We start from the raw sequence: 26,761 nt of genomic DNA, 5'->3' as shown, positions 1-26,761 counted from the left end.
GCTCCACCTCCCTGCTACGACAGGTCGGCGGTGAAGGTCTTTCACCTCCACACGAATCACAGCGCCTCACGGCGCAACTCGAAGACGAGCCATGCCCCACGGGCCGCCGCGAGCCTTCCGCGCACGGCCACACCTCCTTCACCCACCCGGCCACGGCGTCGTCGTCCCGCTCCATGGCCCGGCGGACGGGCACCTGGCAGGACCAGCCGTTGCGTACCAGCAGCTTCCGCACGCCCTGGATCGTGTAGGCCAGGTGAAAACGTCGGCCGATCACCGTCTTGACCCGCTCCAGCGTCCACCGCTGGTCCTCCCAGCCGTGCGCGGCCGGCCCCTTGGCCAGCTCCGCCTCCAGCTGGGCGAACTGTTCCTCGTCCAGCCGCAGTAACGAGGCCGGGCCGCTGGAGCACAGGGCCCGCGGACCGCCCTCGGCCCAGGCCCGCCGCCACCGCTGTACCGACCGAACACTGACACGCAGGTCCTTGGCGATCACGGCGTTCGTCTCACCCCGGGCGAACCGCTCGGCCGCCTGAAGCCGTAACTCCTCGCGGCGCTGCTGCCGTTCGGCAGTCAGGCCGCCACCCTGTGGATACCGCATCCCTCGGTGCTACCGCACAGATCAGCAGCCGTCAGCCCCCACGACACCACGAGTTCAATCTCAGTAGCCACCGGAGAGGCTTGCCCAGCTCGCTCCTACGTCCGTGTCGCTACCTAAGGGCTGTCCCGTAACTGCTGGTCACGGGTGAGATGATCTTGTTGTGGCTGGTGTGATCACGGCGTCGGAGCCGTCCTGGATAGCCCCGTTCACCGGGCTGAGCCCTCGCCTGTTCGGGAAGCTGGTGACGGTTCTGCGGCGCGAGGGTGCGGACGCGGTCCGCAAGGGCCGACCGTGGAGCCTGCCACTGGAGGACCGGGCACTGCTGGTCGCGGCCTACTGGCGCACGAACCTGACCATGCGCCAACTGGCCCCGCTGTTCGGGGTTTCCAAGTCGGCTGCGGACCGGATCATCGACCACCTCGGCCCGATGCTCGCCCTCCAGCCCCGCAAGCGGTTCGCGAAGGACACCGTGCTCATCGTGGACGGCACCCTGGTGCCCACCCGCGATCACACCGTCGCTGAGCAGTCGAAGAACTACCGGTACTCCACCAACCACCAAGTCGTCATCGACGCCGACACCAGGCTCGTCGTGGTGGTCGGCCGGCACCTGCCCGGCAACCGCAACGACTGCAAGGCGTGGGAGGAGTCCGGCGCGAAGGCCGCCGTGGGCAAGACCATGACGATCGCCGACGGCGGCTACCCGGGCACCGGGCTCGTGATGCCCCACCGACGCCGCAAGGGTGAGGAGTTGCCCGACTGGAAGCAGGCCCACAACACGTCTCGCAAGCAGGTCCGGGTCGAGCACGTCTTCGCCCGTATGAAGACCTGGAAGATCCTCCGGGACTGCCGCCTCAAGGGCGACGGCGTCCACCACGCCATGCTCGGCATCGCACGGATGCACAACCTCACCCTCGCCGGATAGACCACCGGGCCGCACAGCGACCAGCCATGTCCGAGACGACCCGAAGATCATTTACGGGACAGTCCTTACGCCTGCTCCGCGTCAGAACCAATTCGATGGGTTGAGCGCCTTTCCGGCCTTCTTCGCTGTGTCAATGGCGCCGGACCCGATGTCTTCGGCTGTGTGCTTGACCCAGTGGGCAGCTTTCCCCGGAGCTTTTTTGACGTCTTCCCAGTGTTCGACAGCCTTGGCGCCAAGATAAATGGCCCCGAATGCGGCTGTGGCTCCGTAGGTCCATGGGCTGGGAGCCACTGTCGCCAACGTCAGCGATCCATTGAACCCGAACTCGGCGACATCTGCGACATAACTGGCCCCTTTCTTCCTACTGCTGAAATTGCCATTTTGCCAGGGAAGGCCGCGATGATATAGCTGATCCGCGCTCCGGTAAGTAGCAAAGAGCCCTCCCGCAATTCCTACGCCACGCAGGAACCCGGACACCTTGGCTGACGCTCCGAGTCCTCTGAGAAGTGATGCACCCCTTCCTATATTGGCGCCACGCGACGCGGCAAATGCGTTTCGCCCAACCCTGACAAGCCCGGCTTGGGCGGCCTTTGTGACTTGTTGATCCGAATGAGTCAGTCCCCCGAATCTCTCGGCAAGTGAATTCGAGCCAAGGAAAAAACTAATCGCCCCATTCGGTGTTAGGCGTCCCAACAGGGGATTGCTCATGAAACCGAGCTCTCCCAGTCTTGTCCAGCCTCTATTGACGCCCCAATTTCGCAGTGCGGTGAATCCGGGTGCGTTACCCAGTCGCTGGATCAAGGGGTTCTGAGAAGCGAATCCGACCAGCCTTGTCGGAAGCCAGGTTCCCGGAGCCGACAAAGACCTGAGTGCTGGATTCCAATCTCGGATCCTTCTCGCGACGGCGGTGACCCGCGTTGCGTTGAAGCTCCGCAGCACCCTGTATGTAGAATTCTGAACGGACTGAACCCATGCGCGGGCACGCGTGGAGCCAAAAGATTCGACAATTGAATTCTGGACCAGAACGCGAGTCAGTGTGCTACCCATGAAGATGGTGCGCACGCCTGTGGACGTGATTCCCGTGACCTCGTTGTAGGCGCCCACCAGGAACTTGATGGTTTCTTCATGCGGAGTCAGCCCAGGAATCTGCGCGATGGCATGAGCCTCGACTCTTTCTACCCAGTCGTTGAAAGACTCGTTGGACTTTCGCTGGAATCCGCTGGCTTTGGGATCGTCGCTGGCCGCTAGAGAGTTGGCGAGCAGTAGGGTGCTGGGAGTGGGTCCTTGGCCTTGGTACTTCTTGATCTCTTCTGTGGTGAAGCCGGCCCACCTTATGCCGGCCTTGGGGTCGCCGTCTTCGAGTCGGGCGAATGCGGCGCGTTTGCGCAAATCCGGGCCGTTGTCGGTGGCCCAATGAGCCAGAGGCTTGAGGGGAGACAGTGTGCTGCTTACCCCGAGTGCCGATGCCTGAGTGAATACCCCTTTGAGTTTATCTCCTACGCCGCCCTTGCCATCGATAAGCTTGGCAAGCTGTTCCAAATCTCCAGGATTGACGTTACGCACGACGCACGCGGCGCCCCCTCGGTCGCGCTATATGTTTCCCGTGGCGCGGCCTCACCACTTGTCCACTGGCAAATCTTCAAGCATGGCGTACGCGAATGCTATCCGACGGTCGAGCCATTGGGCCTTGATCGATATTTTGAGATGGCAATCAAGTGTTGGCGAACCTGTGGAGGTCATCACGAGCTTTTCCTCGGCCTTCCATTCAAGTGTTCGCCCCTTCGAACCCTCAGGATCCCCTCCTGCCGCTGCATCGAATATTAGGTTGGTTGCTGACTCAAGACTTCGCAGTGCGAACTGCTTCGGGTTGGACATGGACCATTTATTGCGTCCCACGATTTCGGGATGGCCTGGCTGGTTAATTCGCCATGTGTGATGAATGAGGCGATTCGTTGGGGGGATGCGACAAATTGTTCCGATGGCTTCGCCGCAGCCATCCAGTACTTCGTAGTGGCGCTCGCCACTGACTTCTACCGGATCATCCAGCGAGCACAGCGGAACCTGTGCCTGTTCGTCTTCGTATAGTTTGGGCTCCTCTGAGATCAACGTCTGGATATCGGTGCGAAAATACGCGCAGGGCGCATAAACGTCTTGTTGGCCATCGCGTTTCGGTACGCGTACGGCGCAACGCCCATGGATGAGTTTCTTGCGTTCTGGGAGGATCTCTCGCTCTCTGGTTCCGATGGTGAACCGACGGACATTCATCCAGTCAACCTGAGGAACCGGAGGCTGCTGGTCCTCTTCCTGCTTGCGCTTCCCGAACACCGCGATACCCTCCATGCTTCTTCAACGAGATAGTTAGACCATAGCGCTGACCCGGTTTCAACTTCGTGTCCGAAACCTGTGACCAGTGAACCCGTAAGCGCTTTGTGTGCTAGTGAATCGGATGACTGGACGCCCTGGCTCTGCTCAGTCGACGAGGACGGCGACTCCCGCTATGAGCCCAATGGCTAGCAGCCACACCAGGAGGCAGGTGATGACGAGCAGCCATCCGGCCATGATGCCGAGGAGGGCTGTGCCGCGGCCGCCGGTCGTCCGTCCTCGGAAGCGTCCGATGTGGCCGGATACGATCGCGAAAATGCCGCAGAAGAATGGGACCAGGAAGCCCCACAGCCCAGTGAAGAGCCAGAACGGTGGCACGCTCGGGATCGTGGCGATCATAAGCGTCCCGAACAACCCCGCCGAGAGGCTGTACCCGGCGGCTCTGTTCGACGAGGGGGGTGTTGGTGGGTTGGGCGTGGCCGTGGGCGGCTGAGTGTGGTCCGGAGGCTGGGGCATGGTCATGGAGTTTGTCTTAGGCCTTGTGAGGGTGGCTGCGGTATCGGTCAATCCGCAACTTACCGAGGTGACGGGCTACGCAGCCGTCCTGGTCAACCTCACCGCCTTTTCAGTCACCTTGGAGACCTTGAACGTCACCCCGGCGACCTCGATGGTGTCCCCGACTGCCGCGTCCGTGAAGCTGACCACCTGGACGCCGGCGCAGACCGCCCGGATGGTCGCGGTCTTCGCAGCGTTGTCGACCGCATACACGGCTGCGGAGACCCCCGTGGGGAGATCCTGCTTGCCGTTGTTGTTGATGAGGACCCAGTCGTCGCCCTTGGGAGGAAAGCCCTTGGAGGCGGCGGCGCGAACCGCCGCGTTGGTCGTGAAGCACAGTCCGTCGTCGGCCTTTCCACCGACCGGCTTAATACTCTTGGGCGCGGCTGCGGCTTTGGCGCGGTCCTTGGGGTCCTTCGGTTCGAGGACCACTCGGTAGGAGCAGATCTGGCTGACGGTGTAGACATGGCCTGACAGCGTCGTCTGCTGGCCCGGCTTGACCGTACGGGTCTTCTGGCCGGCCTGGTAGGTCTCGCCCTCGCGCATGCTGGCGGTCCGTGTCGTACCGTCGCCTTGCCCCTCCTCGTACTGGACGCCTCCCCCGCCCGGGAGCTTGAATCCACCGCCGTGCAGCACATGCAGACCGTCGGCCGGTGCCTTGCCCACGCACAGCGGGCCCATGTCGCGGGCCGCCGCCGTGGTCTCGTCACCGGTGGGCTTGTCCGTGCTGTCGCCGTCGGATGAGCCGCAGCCGGCCAGGGGGGCCAGGGCGGCCAGTGCCATGAGTGCCGCCGCACCGTGCCTACGCATCCGTTTCCTCCTTGCTGCCGTTGCTCATGCGCTCAAGCACGATGCGGGTCCGGTAATCCACCGCGGCGACGCGCCATTGGTCATCCGTGATCTCCACGATGTCCCCGGGCACCAGATCGTCATACGTGGCCACCGGTTCGCCTTCCCGCCCCACCTGGATGCGAGCGTGGACCGAGGGCTCGCCGAAGACGGTCGCATTGATGGCGTAGGTGCGTCCCTCATGCTCGACGCTGTAGGGGATGTGGTGGCGGATCGGCCAGAGGCCGTCCACCTCGAAGGGGTACTTCACGTGCTCGGACATTGCGTTCACCGGGTTCGTCAGGGGGCCTTGTACTTCTCGGGCATCTGGAAGTATTTGTTGAACTGCTCCTGGTCCACCGTTATCGGGGGGTACTGCGACGCACCCCAGGGGTTCCCGAGAATGACCTTTCCGTCATTGGTGAACCCGCGCACGTAGTATGCGTGATTGGTGGAGTAGCAACTGCCCCATTGCTTCGGCACGTTCTTCTCCAGCTTGTCGTCGTCCGGAGTGGAGACGGTCACGGGCTGGCCGGCGTCGAAGGCCTTCTTCAGAGAAGAAAGACTCTTGTCCTCCTCCGTGTCCAGGCCGAGGAAGCCGCCGCTCTTGGTGATGTCCTCGCCCTCGTGACCGGTGAGGTACGGCGCCGAGTCCTTGGGGTCGTCACCCTCGATACCGCCGTAACCGCGCTCGCCGTCGTCATCGTCGCTGTACGCCGCGGCGAACGCCTTCTCGTAGTAGGCCGGCCAGGTGGTGCCGTTGCCATAGGTGCCAATCGGGGAGCCGTTGGTGTCGGTGGGAAGGTCGGGGGTCACGGTGACCCAGTGGTGGTTGCCTTCCTTGTCCCAGATCCGCACGCTCACGGTGCCGTTGGGGTTCTGTTTGATGCCGTCCTTGATGAACTGCGGGTTCTTCTGGGTGACCGCGGCGAGGGAGGCGACGTACCAGCAGTCGCCGAACTGTCGCTGGTTGATCTCATCGGCGCTGACGTCACCGTTGAACAGGGGATCCGACGGTTTCTGCCAGTGGATACCGGAGTTGGTCTGACCGTTCTGACTGTTGCCGTGTTCTTCGTAGGCGTCGGTGTTGGTGAACGTCGGTTGGACCCCGGGGAAGGCCTTCATGAACTTGTCCATGTTCTCCGGGCCGATTTTCGAGAGCATCAAGCTGAAGCTGTCGCGGCGCTCGGCCTCCGGCAGGCCATTTGCGTCGAAAGGAGACCAACCGGAGTCGTCGGTGTTGTTGGCCAGCTTGTTGAAGCGAGCGAGGTCCTGGGGGTCGGCCTTGGTGATGACCGTGTCCAGTTCGGCGGCCGTCAGACCATCCAGACTCTTGGACACCTTTGTGAGGTCGTTGCGGTTTCCGTTGACCCCGAAGTCCTTACCGTTCAGTCCCTTCAAGCGGTTCAGTGCCTCGTCCACCTTCTTGCCGTCCGGTGCTTTCTCGTCCAGAAAGAGCATGCTGGAGTCGACGGGGTAGCCCGCGTCCTGGAATTTATGCATGCCGTCCAGCTGCTTGATGCGACGTTTTATCGACGCCTGCATGTCCCCCAGTTCTTGGCACAGCGAGCCAGGGAGGCGGCTGCGGCCGAAGAACGCGGCCGGGATCAGGTCGCCGACGAGGTCCTGGAGACCGGGGTCTCGTGAGGCAGTCTCGCCGGGAGGCAGTTGCTGCTGGACGGTGGTCAGGAGAGAAGCCACATCCGTATGCAGCTTGTTGGAGTGCCGCGCCAGGCCGTCGAGATCATTGGCGAAAGCGGTCAGCTTGACGGAATTAAAGCCCCTGAAACTCACGAGTGGGCACCTTCCGTTCCCTTGCCGTGGCCCTTTGCCTTTGCCTTGGCGTCCAGTTCACGGGCTATGTTTTCCCAGCGAGTCGCGTCAGCCAGCAGGGCGGTGGCCATATGGCTCAGCTTGGATTGCCTCGTCTGCAGGGTCTGGGTGCACTGGTCGGCGAACGGGCCGAGCCAAATCGCATCGCCGCCCTGCGCTCTTGGATTGCCCGTGCGAGGAGCGGCCTTTTTGACCGCATCGTCGAGATACTTGCCCAACCGCTGAGCAGTCTTGCGCGCGTCCCTTGCGCACTCGCGCAGCTTATCCGCGCGCTTCTTCAACATGGCGGCGCTGTCGCCCTCTGCGGTCCCCATGCTTGCCCCCGTGAACCGTCGTCAACTATGTGTCAGTAGCGCTCAGTATGCGCTGGGCGAAGCATATCGATGCCCCGGTGCACGCTTGAAGGAGAGAGATCACTGTCACTGCCGAGTCAGGGCGTCCATGCGTGGTCGAGGTGCCGCACCGGTGGTCGGGTTGGCCCTATTGTTCCCCATGTGCAGGGATTTTACGGGCGCCCCGTGCGACCCGTTGAGGGCGGCGGGCTCCTGGGTAGGTCGGTGGATATAGGGGGAGAAATGCGGTCTGCAGTCCATGACAATTCTGTGACGGAAGCCTTACCCAACCATGACCGTCTCTTTCGGCCTCCTGCGCGGCCGACGCATTGGCGCTCTGGTCGAGCCCGAGAGCTTGACCAGAGCGTCCGGGTCAGTGGCGCGCTGGCTGCCTTTGTTCTGCCCTTCAGGCCCGGGTCAGCGGTTGATGGCCTGGACTTCCTGGACGGTGACGTCGGTGGTGGTGCCGAAGGCGCCGTCGGGGAGGTCGCCGCCTTGGGCGTTGGTGCTCGTCCAGGAGATGTTCCAGGTGAGCGTGGCCTTGAGGTGGTGGGGGCCGGTGTTGTTGGTGGAGCGGAGGTAGGTGATGCCGCAGGGCGGGGTCTGGTTCTTCTTGTCGGCGGAGTAGGGGGTGCCGATGCTGCCATCCGTGTTGATGGGGCATTCACCGGAGGAGGGGTGCAGTTCGGCGTCTGCGGTGCCGGGTTCGAGGGTGAGGGCGACGGGCGTTGCGGTGGTCGTCGCCGAGAGGTTCGTGTTGGGCAGGCTGGCTGTGACCGATACCGGCTTGAACTTGGACTTGTTGAGCCAGACCCAGGTGTCGAGGTTGACGGTCTGCTTGCCGTCGGGGCTCATCGTGATGGCCGTGTCCGGGACGGGGAGCTCGTCGTAGGCGTACTCGGCCAGGATCTTCGGGGAGACGGCGAGGGGTTCGTCCGGGGTGTCGTTCTTGTCGACCCAAAATGGTGGCTTGTCGCAGGACATGGCTTTGGGGTCGTCCTTGCGGGCGGGGTTGACGACCGCCGTCCAGAACATGCCCTTGCCTTGCTTAGCCATGTTGTAGTCGTCGTAATCATCGGTCTGGAAGTAGGTTCTGAAGGCCTCGGCCAAGAGTGGGCCTACGCCCATGAACTTGTTGCTGTCAAAGCCCTCGATCAGCGACTTAAGCTCTTTGGGAGAGAACTTGGGCTCGTACCAGCATGCTGGTGGCGTCCAGTTGGTGTTCTTGGGGGAGAGCGATCCGGTCTTGGTCGTGCTCGGATCGCCGTTCACCCTCGTTTGAACGCCGGATATCTTCACTTCGGCAGCGACCTTTTGGTTGCTTCCCGATCCACTTGCACCGCCGCGTGACCCACCAGGTCCAATCCCATAGGCAGCTGTTGTTGCAACCAGCACGGAGAGAGATGCCGTCACTGTGACGGCTGCAACTCGGGCCCTGGTCGACTTCACTGCTGGCACGCCCTGTCCCCCCGCTTGGAAATGAGCTTCGTGGTTTGCCAGACACCCTTGTCGTTCTTGACGAGTCGACTGTTGTAGAGGACGTAGCTATCCGCTGAAGGAGCAGCCTTGTCCACCTTCTTCGTCTTGCGGTTCTTGTTGTAAGCTTTGCTTTCGTCTCCGCAGTAGGCAAGCGATGCTTTGTTGTCGCCAACGAGAGTCACGCGGCGATCGAAGTAGCGGATCGTTCCCGTAAAAGTGAGATCGGCGTCCAGGTACTTCTGTACCCAATCGAAGGCGCCAATGAGCGCCTCGCCCTGGTTGTAGAACTTCAAGGCGGGTGACTTGGCGTCACCCCGGATGATGGCGTCGTCTTCGGCCAGGATATTGCGCTCGTTGTCGGCCAGGACCGCATCCTTCTTCGGGTCGCCAGTGGTGCGACCCTCGAACACGTGCTGCACATCACCCGGAAAGGTGATCTTCGGTCGCTGGATCCCGTCGTCCGGTGGAGACGCGCCGGGCGACGCCGACTGCGTCGCCTTCTTCGCGCCGTCGATCTCCTTGTCGTCGCCCGACTTGGAGTCGCTGCCGCACGCGGTCAGGGCCAGGGCGGTGGCGGTCAGCAGCGCCGCCAGGCCGGCCTTTGTGCGTGTGTGCGTATTCAACTTCCGCATCTCCTACGGCTGTCCGGTGAGCAAAGCTCATCGATGATGGCATGGATGCATGGAGCACGTTGGGAGGCTCGATTGCGTGCGGATAACGATGGGAGGTACGAAGGTGGAGGGGCTCCGGCGCGCCTTGAGGTGGTTATGGGTGGCTGATACGGTGCGATGACTTGACAGCCCCAGTTCCGTTGGATAACCGCGTGAGAGGGGCCTGGGCGGGGCAAATGCCGGAATTCGGACATAACTTGCGGGGGCAGTCGCAGTGAAGATCCAGGAGCGCACGGGGGCGGCGCATGGCAGGGGCTCGGCGTCGGCTCAACCCGTCGGTGACAGGCTTCCTTCCGCTCCTCGCGAGCGTAAGCCTGCGCTTGCCGCGCTCGCGGTGTTGCTCATCCTTGTCGGTGCGTTGGGGGCGACGGTTCTTGTGTTGCGTGCCGGTGACCGGATCGAGGTCATCAAGATCACGCAGAATGTGACCGCGGGGAAGCCCATTCCGCCGTCCGCGATGGCATCGGTGATGGTCGCGGAAGATTCCGGTGTCGATTACGTGAAGTACAACCAGCTGAATCTGCTCGGCGATTACCGGGCGACCTCGGACATCGTGAAGGGATCCCTTCTGGTCGGGCCGATGCTGACCGAGAAGTCGAAGGGGCTGCCGGACGGCAAGGTGCTGGTCGGGCTGTCGCTCAAGTCGGGGCAGTATCCGCAGGATCTGGCCGCCGGGGACAGCGTCTCCGCGTACCGGGTGGGCGACGCCGCAAGCAAGGGCGGCGCATCCGGGTCGGCGGCGGGGGCCTCCGGTGGGACCGGGGGGAACACGCTGTTGGTGCAGCGGGCCAAGGTGCAGACCGCCGGCTCGACAGGTGGAGGTGGGGACACCATCGGCAGCGCCGACTATCCCGTCTCGATCCTCGTCGACCAGGGTGACGCCGCCGCGTTGACCCAGGCCGCGGCTGCCGGTGAGGTCGCCGTGGTCAAGGTTCCCAAGAGTGGTCAGTGAGTCCGGGCCCCCGGGTGGGGCCCGGGCTTCGTTCCCAGCCACCCCGGTTTCCAGCCGCCCGGTCCCGAGCCGCCCGGTTTCCAGCCGCCCGGTTTCCAGCCGCCCGGTCCGTCCTTCGCGGGGCGCGGGTGCAGTTCGCAGGTCCAGGTCTAGGGTCTTAGAGAGACATAAACGATATGGCGCTCATCGCTCTCGCTGCCGACAAGGGTTCGCCCGGTGTCACCACGACAGCCGTCGCGATCTCCGCGGTCTGGCCGCGGCGTGCGCTGCTGGCTGAGGTGGATCCGGCCGGCGGGGATCTGGTGTACCGGAGCGCCGCGGCGCACGGGGGGACGCTGGATCCCAACACGGGGATGCTGTCGGTCGCCGCCACCGCGCGGCGCGGGTTGGTCGCCGAGCAGCTCTGGGATCATGCGCAGCCGATGGCGGGCGGGCTCGAAGTGCTGGTCGGGCTCGGCAATTCGGAGCAGTCCGCCGGGCTCGTCGGGCTGTGGCCGACCCTTGGGCACGCTTTCGCGGGGCTCGTGCAGTCCGCGCAGGGCGCCGCCGACGTCATCGCCGACTGCGGGCGGATCGGGGTCGATTCGCCCCCCGTCGACATGTTTTCGCATGCCTCGCTGGTGCTGCTGATCTCCCGGACGGAGCCGGAGAACCTGGCGCGGATCAGGGACCGGGCCGGCGCGCTGTCCGCCAAGCTGCACGGCGGGCAGCGGGGTGCGGCGCAGTTGGGTACGCCCCTCATCGGGGTGCTGCTGATCGCCGAGTCGGGCAACAGTGCGCGGCTGGCCGGGCAGGTCAACGACATGCTGGTTGCGGCGCAGGCCGGCGCGCGGGTGGTCGGGGTCATCGCGCACGACGCGAGCGGCGCGGACCAGTTGAACGGGCGCAAGCGCGGGCGGCTGGACAAGTCGCTGCTGGTGCGCTCGGCCCGTAAGGTCGTCGGCGATCTGCACCAGCAGTTCGGCGCGGCGTGGACACAGCCCGCCATGCCGGGCGGCCCCGGCGGCCAAGGTGCCCCCGGCGGCCCGGGCGGCCCCGGCGGCCCCGGCGCCCAAGGTGCTCACGGCGGCCAGGGCGGTTACGGCGGTTACGGGGCGCGCGGTCCGGGGGCGCCTCGATGAGCGCTGTCGACCATCAGCTCGTCAAGCGTTTCCGGCAGCAGGCCGGTGACCGCATCGCCGAGCAGCGCCGGCTCGACCAGGCGTCCGGCGCCGCGCCGATGTCGACCGAGGACGAGCGGCAGTACGCCCGCGCCGTCATCGCCCAGATCCTCGAGGACTACGCCCGCGCTGAGATCAACAACGGGCGTGCGCCTCTGGACGCCGAGACCGAGGAGCAGTACGCGGCGGCCGTGCACGCCGCGCTCTTCGGGGTGGGGCGGCTGCAGCCGCTGCTGGACGACCCCGAGGTCGAGAACATCGACATCAACGGGTGTGATCAGGTCTTCGTCGGTTATGCCGACGGGAGTGAGACGCAGGGGGAGCCGGTCGCCGAGACCGATGAGGAGCTGATCGAGCTCATTCAGGTGCTCGGCGCCTATTCGGGGCTCTCCTCCCGGCCCTTCGACTCCGCCAATCCGCAGCTCGATCTGCGCCTTCCCGACGGTTCGCGGTTGTCGGCCGTCATGGATGTGACCCGGCGCCCGGCGCTGTCCATCCGGCGCGCCCGCCTGGGCAAGGTCTTCATGGCCGATCTGGTGGGAAACGCCACGCTGACGCCGGAGTTGGGGAATTTCCTGGCCTGCGCGGTCAGGGCCCGTAAGAACATCATGATCGCGGGCGCTACCAACGCCGGTAAGACGACGCTGCTGCGTGCCCTCGCCAATGAGATCCCGCCGAATGAGCGGCTGATCACGGTGGAGAGGGCCCTGGAGCTGGGGCTCGATCAGTTTCCCGAGCTGCATCCGAATGTCGTCGCCTTCGAGGAGCGGCTGCCGAACTCCGAGGGCCAGGGTGCGATATCCATGGCGGAGCTGGTCCGCCGATCACTGCGTATGAACCCCTCCCGGGTGATCGTGGGTGAGGTTCTGGGCGATGAGATCGTCACGATGCTCAACGCGATGTCGCAGGGCAACGACGGTTCGCTGTCGACGATTCACGCCAACAGTTCCAGCGAGGTTTTCAACCGTATTTCGACCTATGCGCTCCAGGCGAATGAGCGGCTGCCCATCGAGGCGAGCCAGATGCTGATCGCGGGTGCGGTCAATTTCGTCGTCTTCGTCGAGCGCCGCAACAACTATCAGAGCGGCGGACGGCTCAGCCGTACCGTCACCTCCGTACGCGAAGTCAACGGCGTGGACGGCCGGGTGCTGTCCAGCGAGGTGTTCGCGGAGATGCCCGACGGCCGCGTGGTGCCGCACGCCCCCGTTGCCTGCATCGACGAACTGGCCATGTACGGCTACCGCCCGACCGGAAACTGGGGGTGACGGGGACACCATGCAACTCCCCTCTATGGGCGGCTTCCTCTCGCTGCCCGTGCTGTACGCCCTGCTGTGCGGCGTCGTCGTCGGCGGCGGTCTCGCGCTGCTCATCGTCGCCCTCCGCGGACTGCCCGCCAAGCCGGCCCATGAGAAGGCCAAGGCGAGCCGGCGCTCCGCCGAGCTGGCCCGCTTCGCCAGCCGGCGTGGTTCGCTCGCCGCCGGTGTGGGGCTGGCGGTGCTGCTGCTGACCCGCTGGGTGGTGGCCGGTGTCGCCGCGGCCGTGCTCGTCTTCTTCTGGGACCGGCTGTTCGGCGGTGCGGCCGAGGAGCGGTCCGCGATGCGCCGGGTCGAGGCGCTCGCGGCCTGGACCGAGTCGCTGCGTGACACCATCGCGGGCGCCGTCGGCCTGGAGCAGGCCATTCCGGCGTCCGCACGCGCCGCCGCACCGGCGTTGCGCCCGCATCTGGACGCGCTGGTCGACCGGCTGCGCGCCCGTACGCCGCTGCCCGACGCGCTGCAGGACCTCGCGGACGAGATCGATGACGCCTCGGCCGACATCATCGTCGCCGCGCTCATCCTCAACGCACGGCTGCGCGGCCCGGGTCTGCGCGTGGTGCTCGGCGCGCTGGCCAAGTCGGCGCGCGAGGAGGTCGACATGCGGCAGCGGGTCATGGCGCAGCGCGCCAGCACCCGGCGCAGTGTGCAGATCGTGATCGGTGTCTCGGTGGCCTTCGTGCTCGGCCTGTCGGTCTTCAACCGGGACTTCGTCGAGCCGTACGGGACGCCCGTCGGGCAGCTGGTGCTGGCCTGTGTGTGCGGGCTCTTCGCGCTCGGCTTCTGGTGGCTGCGCAAGCTCTCCAGCATCGAGACCCCGGACCGCTTCCTGACCCGGGACGACCCGGGAGTCCACTTCGCACGGCCGCGATCGGACCACGGCGCGGACGGTGCGCATGAGGCGCCGGAGGCGCAGGCACATCTGCCCCGTGGGGAGGAGGTGACGCCGCGATGAACGGCAGTCTGACGATGCCGGTGCTGGTCGGCGTGGTTTTCGGCCTCGGTGTCTACGCCCTCGTACGGGCCCTGATGCCCAGCAAGCGCGGCGCGGTCGCCCGGGTCGCGGAGATCGACGCGCTGCGGGCGCGCGGCGCGGCGCATGCGGGTGCCGGTGCCCAGGGCGCGCGGGACAGCGGGCGGTTCGGCTCGCTGCGCGCGCGGGTCGGGATGCGGGTGGCGGAGTTCTATCTGCAGCAGGGCTGGGAGCAGCGCTCGCTGCGTGCGGATCTGGCGGTGCTGGAGCGCACCTGGGAGTCGTTCCTGGCGACCAAGGTGCTGCTGGCGGCGGCCGGTCTGGTCTTCGGCCCGTTCGTCTTCGCGATCGTGTGGACGATGGGCTTCGGCAGCAGCCCGGCCATCCCCATCTGGCTGGCGCTGGCCTTCGCGGGCCTGTTCTTCATGCTGCCTGATCTGGAGATCCGGCGGGACGCCAAGGACAAGCGGCGCGATCTGCGGCGCGTCATCGGTGCCTATCTCGATCTGGTGTCGATGAACCTAGCGGGCGGACGCGGTCTGCCCGAGGCGCTGATGGCCGCGTCGGAGGTGAGCGACGGGTGGGCGCTGCGCCGGGTGCGCAACACTCTGGCTGACGCCCGCATCACCGGCGTCAGCCAATGGCAGGCGCTCGGGAACCTCGGGGAGGAACTCGGCGTCGAGGAACTCAAGGACCTGTCCGCGTCACTGGCGCTGGTCGCGGACGACGGCGCGAAGGTGCGTGAATCGCTCGCATCGCGCGCCGAGACGATGCGGCACCGAGAACTGGCGGAGATCGAGGGGAGTGCGGGGGAGAAGTCGCAGTCGATGCTGGTGGCGCAACTCCTGCTGTGCGCGGGCTTTCTGGTCTTCCTGATCTATCCGGCGGCGATGCGCGTGTTCCAGGTCTGACCGGACGACGCGGCTATCCGCTCCTTCTCCCCACCTGTTTGAGAGGACATCACCATGAACATCGGAACCCGGATCACCGGCCACCCGGCCGTGGACTTCCTGGTCACCTTTCTGCGGGGCCGCGTCGAGCGGGCCCGTTCGGAGGAGACGGACCGCGGCGCCTCCGCCGTGGAGTGGGTGATCATCTCGGCGGTCGTGGTCGCGATCGTCGGCGTGGTCGCCGCGATCATCAACTCGGCGCTGAGCGATGGCGCCCATAAGGTCGGCGACTGCATCAAGGGTGCCAACGCCAGCAAGACGTGCTGACGGGCCCCGTACGGCCCGTCCCGCCCACTGATCCGACCGAGCCGACCGAGCGACCGAGCTGACCGAGCCGACCGAGCTGACCGAGCGACCGAGCTGAGCGATGCGAATGAGACGAACGGGTGCGCTGCGCCGTGCCGTACGCCGCAGACTGGACGCCGCCCGCGGCGACAGCGGCGCGATGGTGCGCGGATACGGCGGTCGCGCGCGCTGCGGCAGCGGGAGTGGCGGCCGTACGAGCGACAGCGGGAGCTGCGGCCGTACGAGCGACTGCGGTATGACCGCGATCGAGTTCGTGCTGCTGACCCCGGTGCTCTTCTTCATGATCTTCGCCACCGTGCAGTTCGCGCTGTACTTCTTCGCCGACCATGTCGCCCAGGCAGCCGCGCAGGCGGGCGCCCGTAAGGCACGCGCGGAGGCGGACGAGAACCCCGGCGGCTGGCGGGGCAAGGCGACCTCGACCGCGGACCAGTACATCCGGCAGCTGGGTCCGCAGCTTCTCCTGGGACCGGATGTGACGCCCGTACAGCCCGAGGGCGACACGGTGGGCGTGCAGGTGGAGGCCGATGTGCCGACGATCTTCCCGGGGATGACGTTCCGGGTGCACGCGCGGTCGCAGGGCCCGGTCGAGCGGTTCGTGGAGGACACGGGATGAAGGGCCGGTTGGCTACGGGGCCGGCGCGGTCAGCGGAGCTGGTACGACGTACGGCGCTCGCGAGGCGCATCGCAGGCTCCGGGCGGAGCGGTGACGCCGGCCTCTCGACCATCGAGGTCGTGATCCTCGCACCCGTAATGATCATGTTCATCCTGGTGCTGGTGGCCTTCGGCCAACTGGTGGACGGCCGTGGCGCGGTCGACGGCGCCGCGCGCGACGCCGCACGCGCGGGCTCCATCCAGCACGACTACGGGGTCGCGATGAGCGAGGCGCGCAAGGCGGCCGAGGCGGACCTCGGCGATGTGTGCGAGGGCTCCCCGCAGGTGTCGATGGCGGGCAGCAGCTTCAAGCCCGGCGGCTTCTTCACGGTCCAGGTGAGCTGCCGGGTCAGGGGCCTGGGCATGCTCGGTCTGGACATCGGCAGCACAATCAAGGGCCGTGCCACCTCGCCCATCGACCCGTTCCGGAGGGCGGCGTGAGCGAACGCGTGAGCAGGGGCGGGGCGCTGCGGCGCGCGGCCGCGGGGCCGCGGGCGCGGCTCGGTGAGGACCGGGGGTCCGGGGCCGCGGCGGTCATCATCTTCGCGGTGCTCTTCCTGGCGATCGCCGCCTTCGTCATCGACGGCGGCCTGTCCATCTCCCAGCGCGAGCGCGCCGCCGACTACGCGGAACAGGCGGCCCGCTACGCCGCCCAGGACCTCGACCAGGAGGCGCTGCGCGAGGGCCGCCCGGCCATCAACTTCGCGAACTGCGGCGCCCGGGTGCGGGCGTTCGTGCGCGAGGCCGGTCTCTCGGGAGCGGATGTCGCCGGGTCCCGCTGCACCAGCGCCACCGCCGAGCGGGTCGAGGTCGAGATCCAGCTGACCTACGAGCCCGTGCTGACCGGCTTGTTCTACCAGGGCTCGATCACGGTGCACGGCAGCTCGGCGGCCGAGACGCGCACCGACTGAGCGTGACTGACGAGCACTAGAGTTGTCCCATCAGCATCTGTCGCACCCCCGGCGACCACCGACGGCATAGGAAACCCGCCATGGCGCGCACAGCTCGAGCACGCACCAGCCCCCGCACCGCCGGGGGTCCCCAGCCCAGGCCGCTGCCCCGCAATCCGCAGCGTACGGCCGGTGACTTCGTCAAGGCGTTCCTCGCCTTCATCGGGCTGGCCGTGCTGCTCATCGGTGTGCCGGGGTCGCTCGCGTACTTCGTGGGCTGGCCGTTGCCGCATCAGATGCCGTCGATGGACACCGTGCGGCAGCCGATCACCGCGGGCATCTTCATCAAGGTGCTCACGGTCGTGGTGTGGCTGGCCTGGGCGCAGTTCACGGCGTGTGTGCTGGTCGAGGGGAAGGCCGAGCTGTCCGGGGTGGGGATGCCGTCGCGCATACCCGGCGCCGGGCCGAGCCAGCTGCTCGCCCGCCAGTTGGTGGCCGCGCTGCTGCTGGTGGGCGCGACGGCCGCGAGCCTGACGCCGGGGCTCTCGCAGATGGGGAACGCGTACGACGCCAACCACCGCTCCACGGTGGCCGCCGCCCAGCAGACGCCCGGCGCGCACCAGCAGGCCGCGCACCGGCAGGCCGCGCACACCCAGGGGCAGGACGGCGCCCAGTCGGGGATGCGCCCGCAGGGCAAGCAGGCGGTGGACCCGACGGCGGGCGACCGGGCCGAAGGGGCGGCCCGGCACGCCGGGAAGAACACGAAGTTCTACCGCATCCAGCCGCCCGAGGGCCGCCATCATGACTCCCTGTGGGAGATCGCCGACCGCCACCTCGGCGACGGCCGCCGCTATAAGGAGATCTACGAGCTCAATAAGGACCGTCTGCAGCCGGACGGTTCGAAGCTCTCGCAGGCCAGCCTGATCCGCCCCGGCTGGATCATGGAGATGCCGGCGGACGCGCGCGGCGGTGAGCTCGTCGAGATGCCCGACGAGGCGCCGAAGGTCTCGCCGGACGTACGTCAGCAGATCCAGGACTACGACCGCGACAGCCCGCACGCGGACCAGCAGCAGGGCGGCGGCGACCAGCAGCAGGGCGGCGGGCAGGCGGACCCCGCGAGCGATGTGCACAAGGAGCCGGTCGCCCGGCCCGACCAGCAGCGGGACGACGCCGGGCAGGCCGAGACCGCGACGGCCGGCAGCTCGGACTCCTCCTTCGGTCTGTCCGAGGCGCTCATCGGCGCTCCGCTGCTCGCCGCCGGGCTGCTGGGCGCCCTCGGCCGGCGCCGCCGGGCCGCGCTGTGGCAGGCCGCCATGTCGGTGACGGGCCGCGGCAGCGGCATCGACCTCACGCCCACCGGCCCCGCCGCCGACGCGCAGGACGCGCTGCTCGTGGGCGCCGACCCGGACGCCGTACGCGACCTCGACAGCGCGCTGCGCGGTCTGTCCGCCGCGCTCGCCGACGAGAACCGCCAGCTGCCGACCGTCTACGCCGCCTGGCTCACCGCCGCCGAGATCCACCTTCAGCTCGCCGCGCCCTCCGGGGAGCCCCCGGCGCCCTGGCAGCCCGGCCAGGACCAGACGTTCTGGCAGGTGCGCCGCGCCGATGTCCGGCCGCAGGAGCCGCACGAGGACGACGGAACCGCCGCCCCCTACCCGGGCCTGGTCAGCCTCGGCACGCTGGACGACGCCCGGCTGCTGCTCAATCTGGAGGCAGTCCCCGGCATCGTCTCCCTGACCGGCTCCGAGGCGGACCGGACCGCCCTCTTCGCCTCGGTCGCGGCCGAACTCGCCACCAACGGCTGGTCGGACCGGCTCACCGTGACCCTCGTCGGGTTCGGGCAGGAGCTCGGTGCGCTCGCGCCCACCCGGGTCCGTCATGTCGAGGATGTCGACGCCCTGATCGAGACCATGGACGCCGAGACCCGGCAGCGCCGCGGCGCGCTCGGCGCGGCGGGCCACGACTCGGTCCTCACCGGGCGCACGGGCCGTCCGCAGCACACCCAGCGCGCCCCGCATCTGGTGCTGCTGGCCGCCGAGCCCACCGAAGAGCAGGCCGCGCGGCTGGCCGGGCTCGCCGCCGACTCCGGCCGCCTGGGCATCGGCTATCTGATCGGCACCGGGCGTGGTGAACTCCCCGGCGCCACCTGGGAGCTGGAGATCACCTCTGATGGGCGGCTGCTCGCGCCGCTGCTCGGCCTGGAGCTGACGGCGCAGCTGCTGCCCGAGGCCCAGCACCGCGCGGTCGTCGACCTGTTCGCCGCCGCCGACCCCGACGCGGGGCCGCGCCCCGATGGGCCGGACACCGCCCCTCCGCCCTTCATGGTCGACATCACCGAGCGGGGGCGGCCCGCGGTGTACGCGCGTCTGGTGGGCCCGTACGAGATCATCGGGCTCGACACCCCGGACGACGACCGCAGCCCGCTGCTGCACGAGGCGCTCGCTCTGCTGCTGCTGCACCGCGAGGGCGTCCATCCGCGGGTGCTGGCCTCGGCCCTGTGGCCTCGTGGCGCCACGGAGGACGTACGGGACGCGCTCATCGAGCGGCTGCACGGCTGGCTGGGCGACGATCCGGACGGCACCCCGCGGCTGGGCCGGGACGAGACGGGCCGGCTCACCCTGGCCGCGTCCGTGGTCTCGGACCTGGATGTGTTGCGGACGCTCCACCACGAGGCGACCGAGGGGCGGGGCGCGCGCCGCGCCTCCGTACGGGAGCGGCTGCTCACCGACGCGCTCGCGCTCGCCCGCGGGCCGCTGCTGGCCGACCGTCCCGAGGGCCGCTACGGCTGGCTGTCCCATGAGCTGATCGAGGCCCAGCTGCCGATGCTGGTCACTGATGTGGCCCTGGCGCTCTCCAGCCACCATCTGGAGGCGGACCGGGCGGCCTGGGCGATCGAGTCCCTCAACGCGGCGCTGGCCACCGCCCCGGCGGACGAGCGGCTGTGGAACGAGCTGCTGCGCGCGGTCCACGCCACCGGCGACCTGGACCTCCTCCAGTCGACGGCGGACGGCCTCGTCGCCCGCAACCAGACCCTGAACGGGGGCGCGCGGGGCCTCCCGCCGCGCACCGAGGCACTGCTGGACGAGCTGCTGCCCTCCTGGCGCGGACCGCGGGCCGAGGCCAACTGAGCGCGGGCCGAAACGACTGAGGCGTCAGGACGGCGGCGCGGAGGGATACGGATGATCGGGAACGAGAACGCGAACGGGGCCGGCAAGGACTGGGCGGCGTTCCAGTACGAGATCTACCTGAACGGGATGACCGGCGCCGTGCCCCGGTTGCCCGCCGAGCTCGGACGGCTGGAGGAGCTGGCCGCCGGGCGGCTGGGGCCGGGGCCCGTGGGGTATGTGGCCGGGAGCGCCGGCAACGGTAGTACGGAGCGCGCCAATCGGGAGGCGCTGGAGCGCCGGCGGATCCTGCCGCGGATGCTGCGGGATGTGCGGCGGCGGGATCTGTCGGTGGAGTTGTGGGGGAGGCGGCTGCCGGCGCCGGTCGCGCTCGCGCCGATCGGGGTGTTGTCGATCATGCATCCGGAGGCGGAGTGCGCGGCGGCGCGGGGCGCGGCCGCGCAGGGGGTGCCGTTCATTCTGTCGTCGGCCTCCAGTACGCCGATGGAGCAGGTCGCGGAGGCGATGGGGGACGGTGAGCGGTGGTTCCAGTTGTACTGGGGGAAGGACCGCGAGGTCACCAAGAGCTTTCTCGGCCGGGCGAAAGCGGCCGGTTTCACGGCGCTCTTCGTCACCTTGGACACACCGCTGCTGGCGTGGCGGCCGCGCGATCTGGATCAGGCGTATCTGCCGTTTCTGCGGGGCGTCGGGACGGCCAACTACTTTACGGATCCGGCGTTTCAGGCCGGGCTCGCCAAGCCGGTCCATGAGGACAGGGACGCGGCGGTGCTGCACTTTGTGGGGATGTTCGGGGATCCCGGGAAGACCTGGGAGGATCTGGCGCTTCTGCGGGAGCACTGGGACGGCCCGATCGTGCTGAAGGGGATTCTCCACCCGGATGACGCGCGCCGCGCGGCGGCGGCGGGGATGGACGGGGTCGTCGTCTCCAACCACGGCGGGCGCCAGGTGGGCGGGTCGATCGGGGCCGCGGACGCGCTGCCGGGGGTGGTGGAGGCGGTCGGGGACCGGATGGCCGTGCTGTTCGACAGCGGGGTACGCAGTGGTGACGACGTGTTCAAGGCGCTGGCCCTCGGCGCCCGCGCGGTGCTGCTCGGGCGTCCGTACGCGTATGGGCTCGGGCTCGACGGGCAGGCGGGCGTCGAGCATGTGATCCGGGCGCTGATGGCCGAGTTCGAGCTGACGATGGCGTTGTCGGGCCATACGGATGCCGCGGGGCTGACCCCGTCCGCGCTCGTCTGACATTCCCTTCCGGCACGGCGACTTCTCGGCATTACCGGGTCCGGGGCTTCCGCATTGGCTGGTGCTACGCTCGTCTGCGCGCAATGCATAACGACTGCCACGGGGGGAGAGATTGCGTGAAGCTTAAACGTAAAGCCTCGATGGTCGTGCTGACGGCGACTCTGATGCTGGGCGGTTCGGTGGCTCTGGCACCGACCGCGTCCGCGGTGGGGCCGTCGGCCTGCCAGTTCAATTCTCCGGACGTCAATTTCAAGGTCGCGACGAGTGGCGCCCGATTCCGTACCGGGCCTGGAAAGCAGTACCGAGTGATTGGGACGCTTTACCGGGGAGATTCATTCCGGTACTTCTGCCGTACGCGCGGCTTCGAGAAGAGCTGGTCGTACGGAAAGATCATCAAGCGGACCACTTCGGGAATGCGGGCCGGGACCAGGGGCTGGGTCTACAGCAAGTACCTGGACTAGCGGTGACGTTCCGGCAGTAAGGCGCAGTGACGTTTCCGCAGTAGGGGGAGAGAAGGGCGGCGAGGGGCAGGGGCCGTGACCGGGCCCGCGCCCCCGCCGCCCACTGCGTCTCATCCCTTGCTGACCGCCGTCAGAATCTCCGGCAGCCGCGCCGCCGCGCGCGGTGCGGCCAGCCGCAGCCCCGCCTCCGTGATCAACGCGCCGTACACCGCGCCCACCGGAAGCAGCACCCACAGCCACGCATGCGCCCCGGAGACGTGCAGCCAGATCGTGAGCGCCAGCACCGGCGCGCACACCAGGGCACCCACGATCATCCCGCCGAAGATGCTGATCCAGGCGAGCCCCGCCTGCCCCGGCACGACGTTCTTGTAGCCGCTGTCCTGCGGGATGGAGTACGGGAACAGCGAGGACGTCATGGCCCCGGTCGCCAGCAGCGAGCCGAGCAGCGCCAGCGCCAGCCCCAGCGTCTCCGGGGCGGCGGGCCAGTTCTTCATGAGGGCGGCGGACCCGAGCACCACGAGCGTGACGTACGGCAGCGCGACCAGCACCAGCGCCAGCGCCCGGCCCCGTAGCTCCAGACAGGCGTCACGCGGGGAGGAGATCGTCTGCGCGACCATCCAGAAGGCCGAGGAGTCCTGCCCGAACTGGTTGTACATCTGCATCCCGAGCAGCCCGGACGCCCAGCACGCCGTATAGACCGAGCCATTGCCCTGTACGGCGGTGACGACGGGCAGCAGCAGACCGATGCCCAGTGAGGTCGCCCATGAGGCCTTGGACTTCGGGTCCCGTACGGCGTAGCGCAGCGTGCGCAGCATGACCGTGCCGATGCGGCCGGCGGGCAGTAGCCGGCCGAGCGGGCCCGCCGCGTCCGCCGCGTCGGCGGACCCCGCCCGCGCCTCCTTGGGCGTCGCCGCCTGGAGCGTGGAGGCGTCCGGCGCGGTCATCAGGTGGGTGAGGCCGCGCGCCCACCACCACAGCAGCAGCGCCAGCGTCCCGGCGGTCAGGGCGAACTGGGCGGCGGCGGTGGCGTACGAGCCGTCGCTCACGCCCTGGACGGCGTCGACCGCCGCCGCGGGCGGCACCCAGCGCAGGACGCCGGCGACCGGTTCCAGTACGGCGAGGCCGTTCTTGCCGCTGAGCTGTTGTGCCCCGAGGTTCACGAACTGCGCGCCGATCGCGATGAACAGCCCGCTCAGCAGCGCCAGGTCGCGGCCCTTGCGGCTGGTCAGCAGGCGGGTGTTGGCGGTCGCGACGGCGCGCGCCAGCGCCACGCACAGCAGCAGCGTCAGAACGACGGCGGCCACGCCCGCGGCCGCGGCCGCCGCCCCGTGCGCGACGGCGACGGCGGAACCCGCCACCAGGGTCAGGGTGAACAGCGGGCCGATGCCGATCAGCGACGACACCAGCAACGCGGTGATCAGCGGACGGGGCCGCAGCGGCAGCATCACCAGCCGGGTCGGGTCCAGGGTCTCGTCGCCGCTCGGGAAGAACAGCGGCATCACCGCCCAGCCCAGGGCGAGCACCGCGGTCAGCAGGGTGACGAGCGCGTCGGCGTGGTCATGGCCGCGCAGCAGCACCAGCCCGAGCAGTTGCAGCGCGGCGAAGAGCAGCGTGACGACGATCGAGGCCATGTACGCGGCGCGCCGCCCCGCCGACTGCCGCAGCCCGTTGCGCAGCAGCGACAGTTTCAGGGTGACGAAGACGGGCGTGGGCGAGCCGGTGGGGGCGGCGGGCGGGGCGGGCGCCGTGGCGCCGAGCGGGTCGGTGAGCGTCATCGGGCGCCGCCGCCCAGCCAGTCGAGGTTCTGTCCGGCCGTGCGCCGGTTCGCGCCGACCAGCTCCAGAAAGGCGTCCTGCAGGGACGGCGCCTCGCCCCGTACGTCGGCCAGCGGCCCGTGCGCCCGGATCCGTCCGGCCGCCATGACCGCGACCCAGTCGCACAGCGACTCCACCAGCTCCATGACATGGCTGGAGAAGACGACGGTGGCGCCGGAGCGGGTGTAGCGCTCCAGAACGCCGCGGATGGTCTGCGCGGAGACCGGGTCCACGCCCTCGAAGGGCTCGTCGAGGAAGAGGACTTCCGGATTGTGGAGAAGCGCGGCGGCCAGGCCGATCTTCTTCCGCATACCGGTCGAGTAGTCGACGACCAGTTTGTTCTGCGCGCCCGCCAGATCCAGGACGTCCAGCAGCTGGGTGGCGCGCTTGTCGACCTCCTCGCCGGGCAGTCCGCGCAGCCGCCCGGTGTACGCGAGGAGTTCACGGCCGGAGAGCCGCTCGAACAGCCGCAGCCCCTCGGGCAGCACCCCGATGCGCGCCTTGACCTCGACCGGGTCCTGCCATACGTCGTGGCCGGCGACCTCGACGGTGCCGGAGTCGGGGCGCAGCAGCCCGGTGATCATCGAGAGTGTGGTGGTCTTGCCGGCCCCATTGGGGCCGACGAGTCCGATGAACTGCCCGGCGGGCAGCTCCAGTTCGATGCCCGCGACCGCGATCTGCTCCCCGTAGCGCTTCCACAGCCCGCTCACCCGCACCGCGGCGGTCGTCGTCGGCTGTGCGGCGTGTGTCTGTTCTTCCGGCACCCGGTTCCCCGTCTTCCCACGTCAGCTGATGCGGGGACCGGTCGTGTCCCCGTCCGCCGACCACCATACGGGCGGGGTGCCCCGGCGTGTCCGGTGCGTCCGGGTGCGTCAGCGGCGGCGCTCGCGGCCGCACGCGTAGGCGAGGGCGGCGACCAACTCCTCCGCGTCCGGCAGCCAGCGGTTCGTGGCGGTCGGCTTACGGGCCCACTGGATCGGGCCGCGGTGGCCCACCCGGGTCGGGGGCGCGACCACATAGTCCCCCTCGCCGCGCGCGACCAGGTCGATCGTGTTCGGCGGCCAGCCCAGGTTGCGTACCAGGTCCGGGATCTTGGCCGCGGCGCCCGGCAGGACGAAGAAGAGGAGCCTGCGGCCGGGGGTGGAGGTGACCGGGCCGAGTTCGACATGACGGCGCTCCATGCGCGCGAGCGCCAGACAGCCCGCCGACTCCGGGACGTCGAGCGCGTCGAAGGTGCGGCCGGTGGGCAGCAGGATCGAGGCGCGCGGCGTCTTGGCCCACATGCGGCGGACCACGACCGCGCTCCCCGTCGCCTGGTTCACCCAGTCCCGGCCGGCCGGATGGGCGCCGGGGGCCGGGCAGTCGGCGCTCGCGCAGGAGCAGCGCTCCATGCCGTCCACGGCCTCCAGCCAGGCGCCGGAGAGCACGTCCCAATGCCGCTCTTCGGCATATCGCACCGCGGCGTCGCGCAGCCGCTCCCCGCGCTGCTGAGGGATCTGCGATGTTCCTGTCACGTCCATGGTCTCTTCCACGCAGAAGACAACTTCCGCCGTCAACAAGGGTTACGGCCGGACCCCCGCCTGGGCGGGGGCCGGATGGGGCCCACATGGGGTCCGGTGGGTGCGCGCGACGGCATACGGGGCGCATGGGTGCACGACCGGGGGCGCGTGCGGGGTTGCGGCTCTGTAAGCGGGTAGCCACCATGCGTGACGGGCGTACGAGTGTCCGGCGGCCGTGCCGCGCCGCGCGCGGCGGCGGTCCCGGACTCGTGTCGGCGCCGTACGCGAACGATGCGGTCAATTCGGGCAAGGTCCGCATTCACCGTATACCTGCGATATCTGCGGGGCATCACTGATCAACAGGGACGGATTCGCCGAGAACGCACAGCAGTCACTGGGGGTAAAGCCATGGCCGCTAGGCCGCTTGTGGCGCGGCAGCCGAACGAACGGCTGCAGGCGCTCATCCAGGAAGCCGCGTGCTCCAACGCCGGCTTGGCGCGCAGGGTCAATATGTGCGGCGCCGAGCACGGTCTGGATCTGCGCTACGACAAGACGTCGGTCGCCCGATGGCTGCGCGGGCAGCAGCCTCGTGGCCGCGCCCCGGGCATCATCGCCGAGGCGCTCGGCCGCAAGCTGGGCCGTACGGTCACGATCGACGAGATCGGCATGGCCAACGGCAAGAACCTCGCGTCGGGCGTCGGCCTGCAGTTCTCGCCCACCGTGCTCGGCGCGATAGAGCAGGTCTGCGAGTTGTGGCGCAGCGATGTCGGCCGCCGTGACTTCCTGAGCGGTTCGACGGTCGCCGCCTCGGCGCTGGTCGAGCCCAGCCGTGACTGGCTGATCACCGGTGCGGACGTCCAGGTCGCGCGCACGGCCGGTGCCCGGGTCGGCCGGTCCGACGTCGCCGCCGTACGCGCCACGACCGACGCGCTCGTCGATCTCGACCACCGCTACGGCAGCGGGCATGTGCGCCCCGTCGTCGTCCACTATCTGAACAGCGTCGTCTCCGGGCTGCTGGCCGGCTCGTACCGCGAGTCGGTCGGGCGTGAACTCTTCGCGACCGTCTCCCGGTTGACGGAATTGGCCGGATATATGGCGATTGACACCGGTCAGTCCGGGCTCGCCCAGCGCTACTACATCCAGGCGCTACGGCTGGCGCAGGCCGCAGGGGACCGGGGCTACGGCGGCTATGTGCTCGCCGCCGGCATGAGCCATCTCGCCGCCCAGCTGGGCAATCCGCGGGAGATCGCCCAGTTGGCGAAGGCCGCGCAGGAGGGCTCGCGCGGCCAGGTGCCGCCGCGCGCCGAGTCGATGTTCCTGGCGGCCGAGGCGCGCGGGCACGCGCTGATGGGGGACGCGCGGGCGTGCCAGTCCGCGGCCGGCCGGGCGCTGGATGCCATGGAGCGGGCGGTGGGGGACGAATCCGGGGACGAGCCCCTGTGGATCCGCCACTTCGACCAGGCGTATCTCGCGGATGAGCTGGCCCACTGCCACCGCGACCTGGGCCAGGCCGAACCGGCCCGACGGCGCGCCGAGGAGGCCCTGGAGGGGCATCCGGAGGGGCGCGTACGGCGGCGGGCGATCGGGCTGTTGCTGCTGGCCACGGCGCATGTGCAGCAGCGCGAGGTGGAGCAGGCGTGCCATATCGGCACCCAGGCGGTGAATCTGCTGGGGACGCTGCGGTCGAACCGGGGCGCGGAGTATCTGGACGACTTCCAGCAGCGGTTGGAGCCGTACCGGGACGAACCGGTGGTGCGGGAGTTCGGGGCGCGGCTGGAGGTGCAGGTCGCCTGATTCCTGGGCGCGACGCGGTGCGTTGTGAGCGCTGTGGCCGGGTTTGTTCCGATGCGCCGTGGTGGCGGCGGCCCGGGCCCGGCGTCGGCCCCCTCCT

General features: G+C 68.5%; 26 protein-coding genes and 1 pseudogene. 14 read left to right on the top strand and 13 right to left on the bottom strand.

Annotated features, from left to right (window positions below; translation table 11 throughout):
- Positions 1 to 112 precede the first annotated feature (112 nt).
- Positions 113 to 595, bottom strand: a pseudogene (locus ABZS71_RS09955) (winged helix-turn-helix domain-containing protein); the annotation flags it as partial.
- Positions 596 to 755: 160 nt separating this feature from the next.
- Between ABZS71_RS09955 and ABZS71_RS09950 the strand changes: the two are divergent.
- A complete protein-coding gene (locus ABZS71_RS09950) occupies positions 756 to 1,517 on the top strand; it encodes a transposase (protein ID WP_356208689.1) in 762 nt (253 codons plus the stop codon).
- A gap of 81 nt (positions 1,518 to 1,598) precedes the next feature.
- Here the strand turns inward: ABZS71_RS09950 and ABZS71_RS09945 are convergent, their stop codons facing one another.
- From ABZS71_RS09945 to ABZS71_RS09905, 9 genes are all read right to left on the bottom strand, one after another.
- Complete coding sequence (locus tag ABZS71_RS09945) at positions 1,599 to 3,080, bottom strand: PE-PGRS family protein (RefSeq protein WP_356208687.1); 1,482 nt, start codon at positions 3,078 to 3,080, stop codon at positions 1,599 to 1,601.
- A 51-nt stretch (positions 3,081 to 3,131) separates the two neighbouring features.
- Positions 3,132 to 3,857: a hypothetical protein gene (locus ABZS71_RS09940; protein ID WP_356208685.1), complete on the bottom strand. Its 726-nt coding sequence runs from the start codon at positions 3,855 to 3,857 to the stop codon at positions 3,132 to 3,134.
- 129 nt (positions 3,858 to 3,986) lie between these two features.
- Positions 3,987 to 4,361: a hypothetical protein gene (locus tag ABZS71_RS09935; protein ID WP_356208683.1), complete on the bottom strand. Its 375-nt coding sequence runs from the start codon at positions 4,359 to 4,361 to the stop codon at positions 3,987 to 3,989.
- Positions 4,362 to 4,430: 69 nt separating this feature from the next.
- Positions 4,431 to 5,204, bottom strand: a complete 774-nt coding sequence (locus tag ABZS71_RS09930) for a hypothetical protein (RefSeq protein WP_356208681.1) — start codon at positions 5,202 to 5,204, stop codon at positions 4,431 to 4,433.
- Entirely contained in the window at positions 5,197 to 5,505 is a 309-nt protein-coding gene (locus ABZS71_RS09925) for a hypothetical protein (protein WP_356208680.1), read from the bottom strand. Before ABZS71_RS09925 ends, ABZS71_RS09930 begins: the two co-directional genes overlap by 8 nt.
- Before the next feature lie 17 nt (positions 5,506 to 5,522).
- Entirely contained in the window at positions 5,523 to 7,016 is a 1,494-nt protein-coding gene (locus tag ABZS71_RS09920) for a C2 family cysteine protease (RefSeq protein WP_356208678.1), read from the bottom strand.
- Complete coding sequence (locus ABZS71_RS09915; protein ID WP_356208676.1) at positions 7,013 to 7,369, bottom strand: hypothetical protein; 357 nt, start codon at positions 7,367 to 7,369, stop codon at positions 7,013 to 7,015. Before ABZS71_RS09915 ends, ABZS71_RS09920 begins: the two co-directional genes overlap by 4 nt.
- 435 nt (positions 7,370 to 7,804) lie before the next feature.
- The gene (locus ABZS71_RS09910; RefSeq protein WP_356208675.1) at positions 7,805 to 8,659 is read right to left on the bottom strand and encodes a hypothetical protein; all 855 of its coding nucleotides are present in this window, start codon (positions 8,657 to 8,659) and stop codon (positions 7,805 to 7,807) included.
- A 173-nt stretch (positions 8,660 to 8,832) separates the two neighbouring features.
- Positions 8,833 to 9,489, bottom strand: coding sequence for a hypothetical protein (locus ABZS71_RS09905; RefSeq protein WP_356208674.1), 657 nt, complete (start codon positions 9,487 to 9,489; stop codon positions 8,833 to 8,835).
- 262 nt (positions 9,490 to 9,751) lie between these two features.
- Between ABZS71_RS09905 and ABZS71_RS09900 the strand changes: the two genes are divergently transcribed.
- The 12 genes from ABZS71_RS09900 (at position 9,752) to ABZS71_RS09845 (ending at position 21,557) form a co-directional block, all read left to right on the top strand.
- The gene (locus ABZS71_RS09900; RefSeq protein ID WP_356208673.1) at positions 9,752 to 10,489 is read left to right on the top strand and encodes a hypothetical protein; all 738 of its coding nucleotides are present in this window, start codon (positions 9,752 to 9,754) and stop codon (positions 10,487 to 10,489) included.
- Between the two features lie 176 nt (positions 10,490 to 10,665).
- Positions 10,666 to 11,610, top strand: coding sequence for a hypothetical protein (locus ABZS71_RS09895; RefSeq protein WP_356208672.1), 945 nt, complete (start codon positions 10,666 to 10,668; stop codon positions 11,608 to 11,610).
- Positions 11,607 to 12,914, top strand: coding sequence for an ATPase, T2SS/T4P/T4SS family (locus ABZS71_RS09890; protein WP_355845091.1), 1,308 nt, complete (start codon positions 11,607 to 11,609; stop codon positions 12,912 to 12,914). The genes ABZS71_RS09895 and ABZS71_RS09890 overlap by 4 nt, the downstream gene beginning before the upstream one ends.
- A 25-nt stretch (positions 12,915 to 12,939) precedes the next feature.
- Positions 12,940 to 13,917, top strand: coding sequence for a type II secretion system F family protein (locus ABZS71_RS09885; protein ID WP_356208717.1), 978 nt, complete (start codon positions 12,940 to 12,942; stop codon positions 13,915 to 13,917).
- Positions 13,914 to 14,846 (top strand): type II secretion system F family protein, encoded by a 933-nt coding sequence (locus ABZS71_RS09880; protein WP_355845089.1) that lies wholly within the window; start codon positions 13,914 to 13,916, stop codon positions 14,844 to 14,846. Before ABZS71_RS09885 ends, ABZS71_RS09880 begins: the two co-directional genes overlap by 4 nt.
- A gap of 54 nt (positions 14,847 to 14,900) precedes the next feature.
- Positions 14,901 to 15,152, top strand: coding sequence for a hypothetical protein (locus ABZS71_RS09875; protein ID WP_355845086.1), 252 nt, complete (start codon positions 14,901 to 14,903; stop codon positions 15,150 to 15,152).
- A gap of 106 nt (positions 15,153 to 15,258) precedes the next feature.
- Positions 15,259 to 15,804: a TadE family protein gene (locus ABZS71_RS09870; RefSeq protein ID WP_356208670.1), complete on the top strand. Its 546-nt coding sequence runs from the start codon at positions 15,259 to 15,261 to the stop codon at positions 15,802 to 15,804.
- Between the two features lie 38 nt (positions 15,805 to 15,842).
- Entirely contained in the window at positions 15,843 to 16,283 is a 441-nt protein-coding gene (locus tag ABZS71_RS09865; protein ID WP_356208715.1) for a TadE/TadG family type IV pilus assembly protein, read from the top strand.
- Positions 16,284 to 16,291: 8 nt separating this feature from the next.
- On the top strand, positions 16,292 to 16,753 hold the full coding sequence (locus ABZS71_RS09860; RefSeq protein ID WP_355845148.1) for a pilus assembly protein TadG-related protein: 462 nt from the start codon (positions 16,292 to 16,294) through the stop codon (positions 16,751 to 16,753).
- Positions 16,754 to 16,833: 80 nt separating this feature from the next.
- Entirely contained in the window at positions 16,834 to 19,860 is a 3,027-nt protein-coding gene (locus tag ABZS71_RS09855) for a BTAD domain-containing putative transcriptional regulator (protein WP_356208669.1), read from the top strand.
- 51 nt (positions 19,861 to 19,911) lie between these two features.
- On the top strand, positions 19,912 to 21,096 hold the full coding sequence (locus tag ABZS71_RS09850) for a lactate 2-monooxygenase (RefSeq protein WP_356208668.1): 1,185 nt from the start codon (positions 19,912 to 19,914) through the stop codon (positions 21,094 to 21,096).
- 116 nt (positions 21,097 to 21,212) lie between these two features.
- Positions 21,213 to 21,557, top strand: a complete 345-nt coding sequence (locus ABZS71_RS09845; protein WP_355845070.1) for an SH3 domain-containing protein — start codon at positions 21,213 to 21,215, stop codon at positions 21,555 to 21,557.
- Positions 21,558 to 21,667: 110 nt separating this feature from the next.
- On the opposite strand, the gene ABZS71_RS09840 is transcribed toward ABZS71_RS09845, so the two are convergent.
- The 3 genes from ABZS71_RS09840 to ABZS71_RS09830 all read right to left on the bottom strand — a co-directional run bounded on the left by ABZS71_RS09840 (position 21,668) and on the right by ABZS71_RS09830 (position 24,891).
- Entirely contained in the window at positions 21,668 to 23,332 is a 1,665-nt protein-coding gene (locus ABZS71_RS09840) for a transporter (RefSeq protein ID WP_356208666.1), read from the bottom strand.
- Entirely contained in the window at positions 23,329 to 24,135 is an 807-nt protein-coding gene (locus ABZS71_RS09835) for an ABC transporter ATP-binding protein (RefSeq protein WP_355845064.1), read from the bottom strand. The genes ABZS71_RS09840 and ABZS71_RS09835 overlap by 4 nt, the downstream gene beginning before the upstream one ends.
- Before the next feature lie 108 nt (positions 24,136 to 24,243).
- Positions 24,244 to 24,891: a bifunctional DNA primase/polymerase gene (locus ABZS71_RS09830; RefSeq protein ID WP_356208664.1), complete on the bottom strand. Its 648-nt coding sequence runs from the start codon at positions 24,889 to 24,891 to the stop codon at positions 24,244 to 24,246.
- Between the two features lie 387 nt (positions 24,892 to 25,278).
- Here ABZS71_RS09830 and ABZS71_RS09825 point away from each other — a divergent pair, with 387 nt between their 5' ends.
- Positions 25,279 to 26,664 (top strand): transcriptional regulator, encoded by a 1,386-nt coding sequence (locus ABZS71_RS09825; RefSeq protein WP_355845058.1) that lies wholly within the window; start codon positions 25,279 to 25,281, stop codon positions 26,662 to 26,664.
- Positions 26,665 to 26,761 lie beyond the last annotated feature (97 nt).

It is taken from the genome of Streptomyces sp. NPDC005393, from assembly GCF_040606675.1.
GTDB lineage: Bacteria > Actinomycetota > Actinomycetes > Streptomycetales > Streptomycetaceae > Streptomyces.
This window is presented reverse-complemented; position numbering and strand designations above follow the sequence as displayed.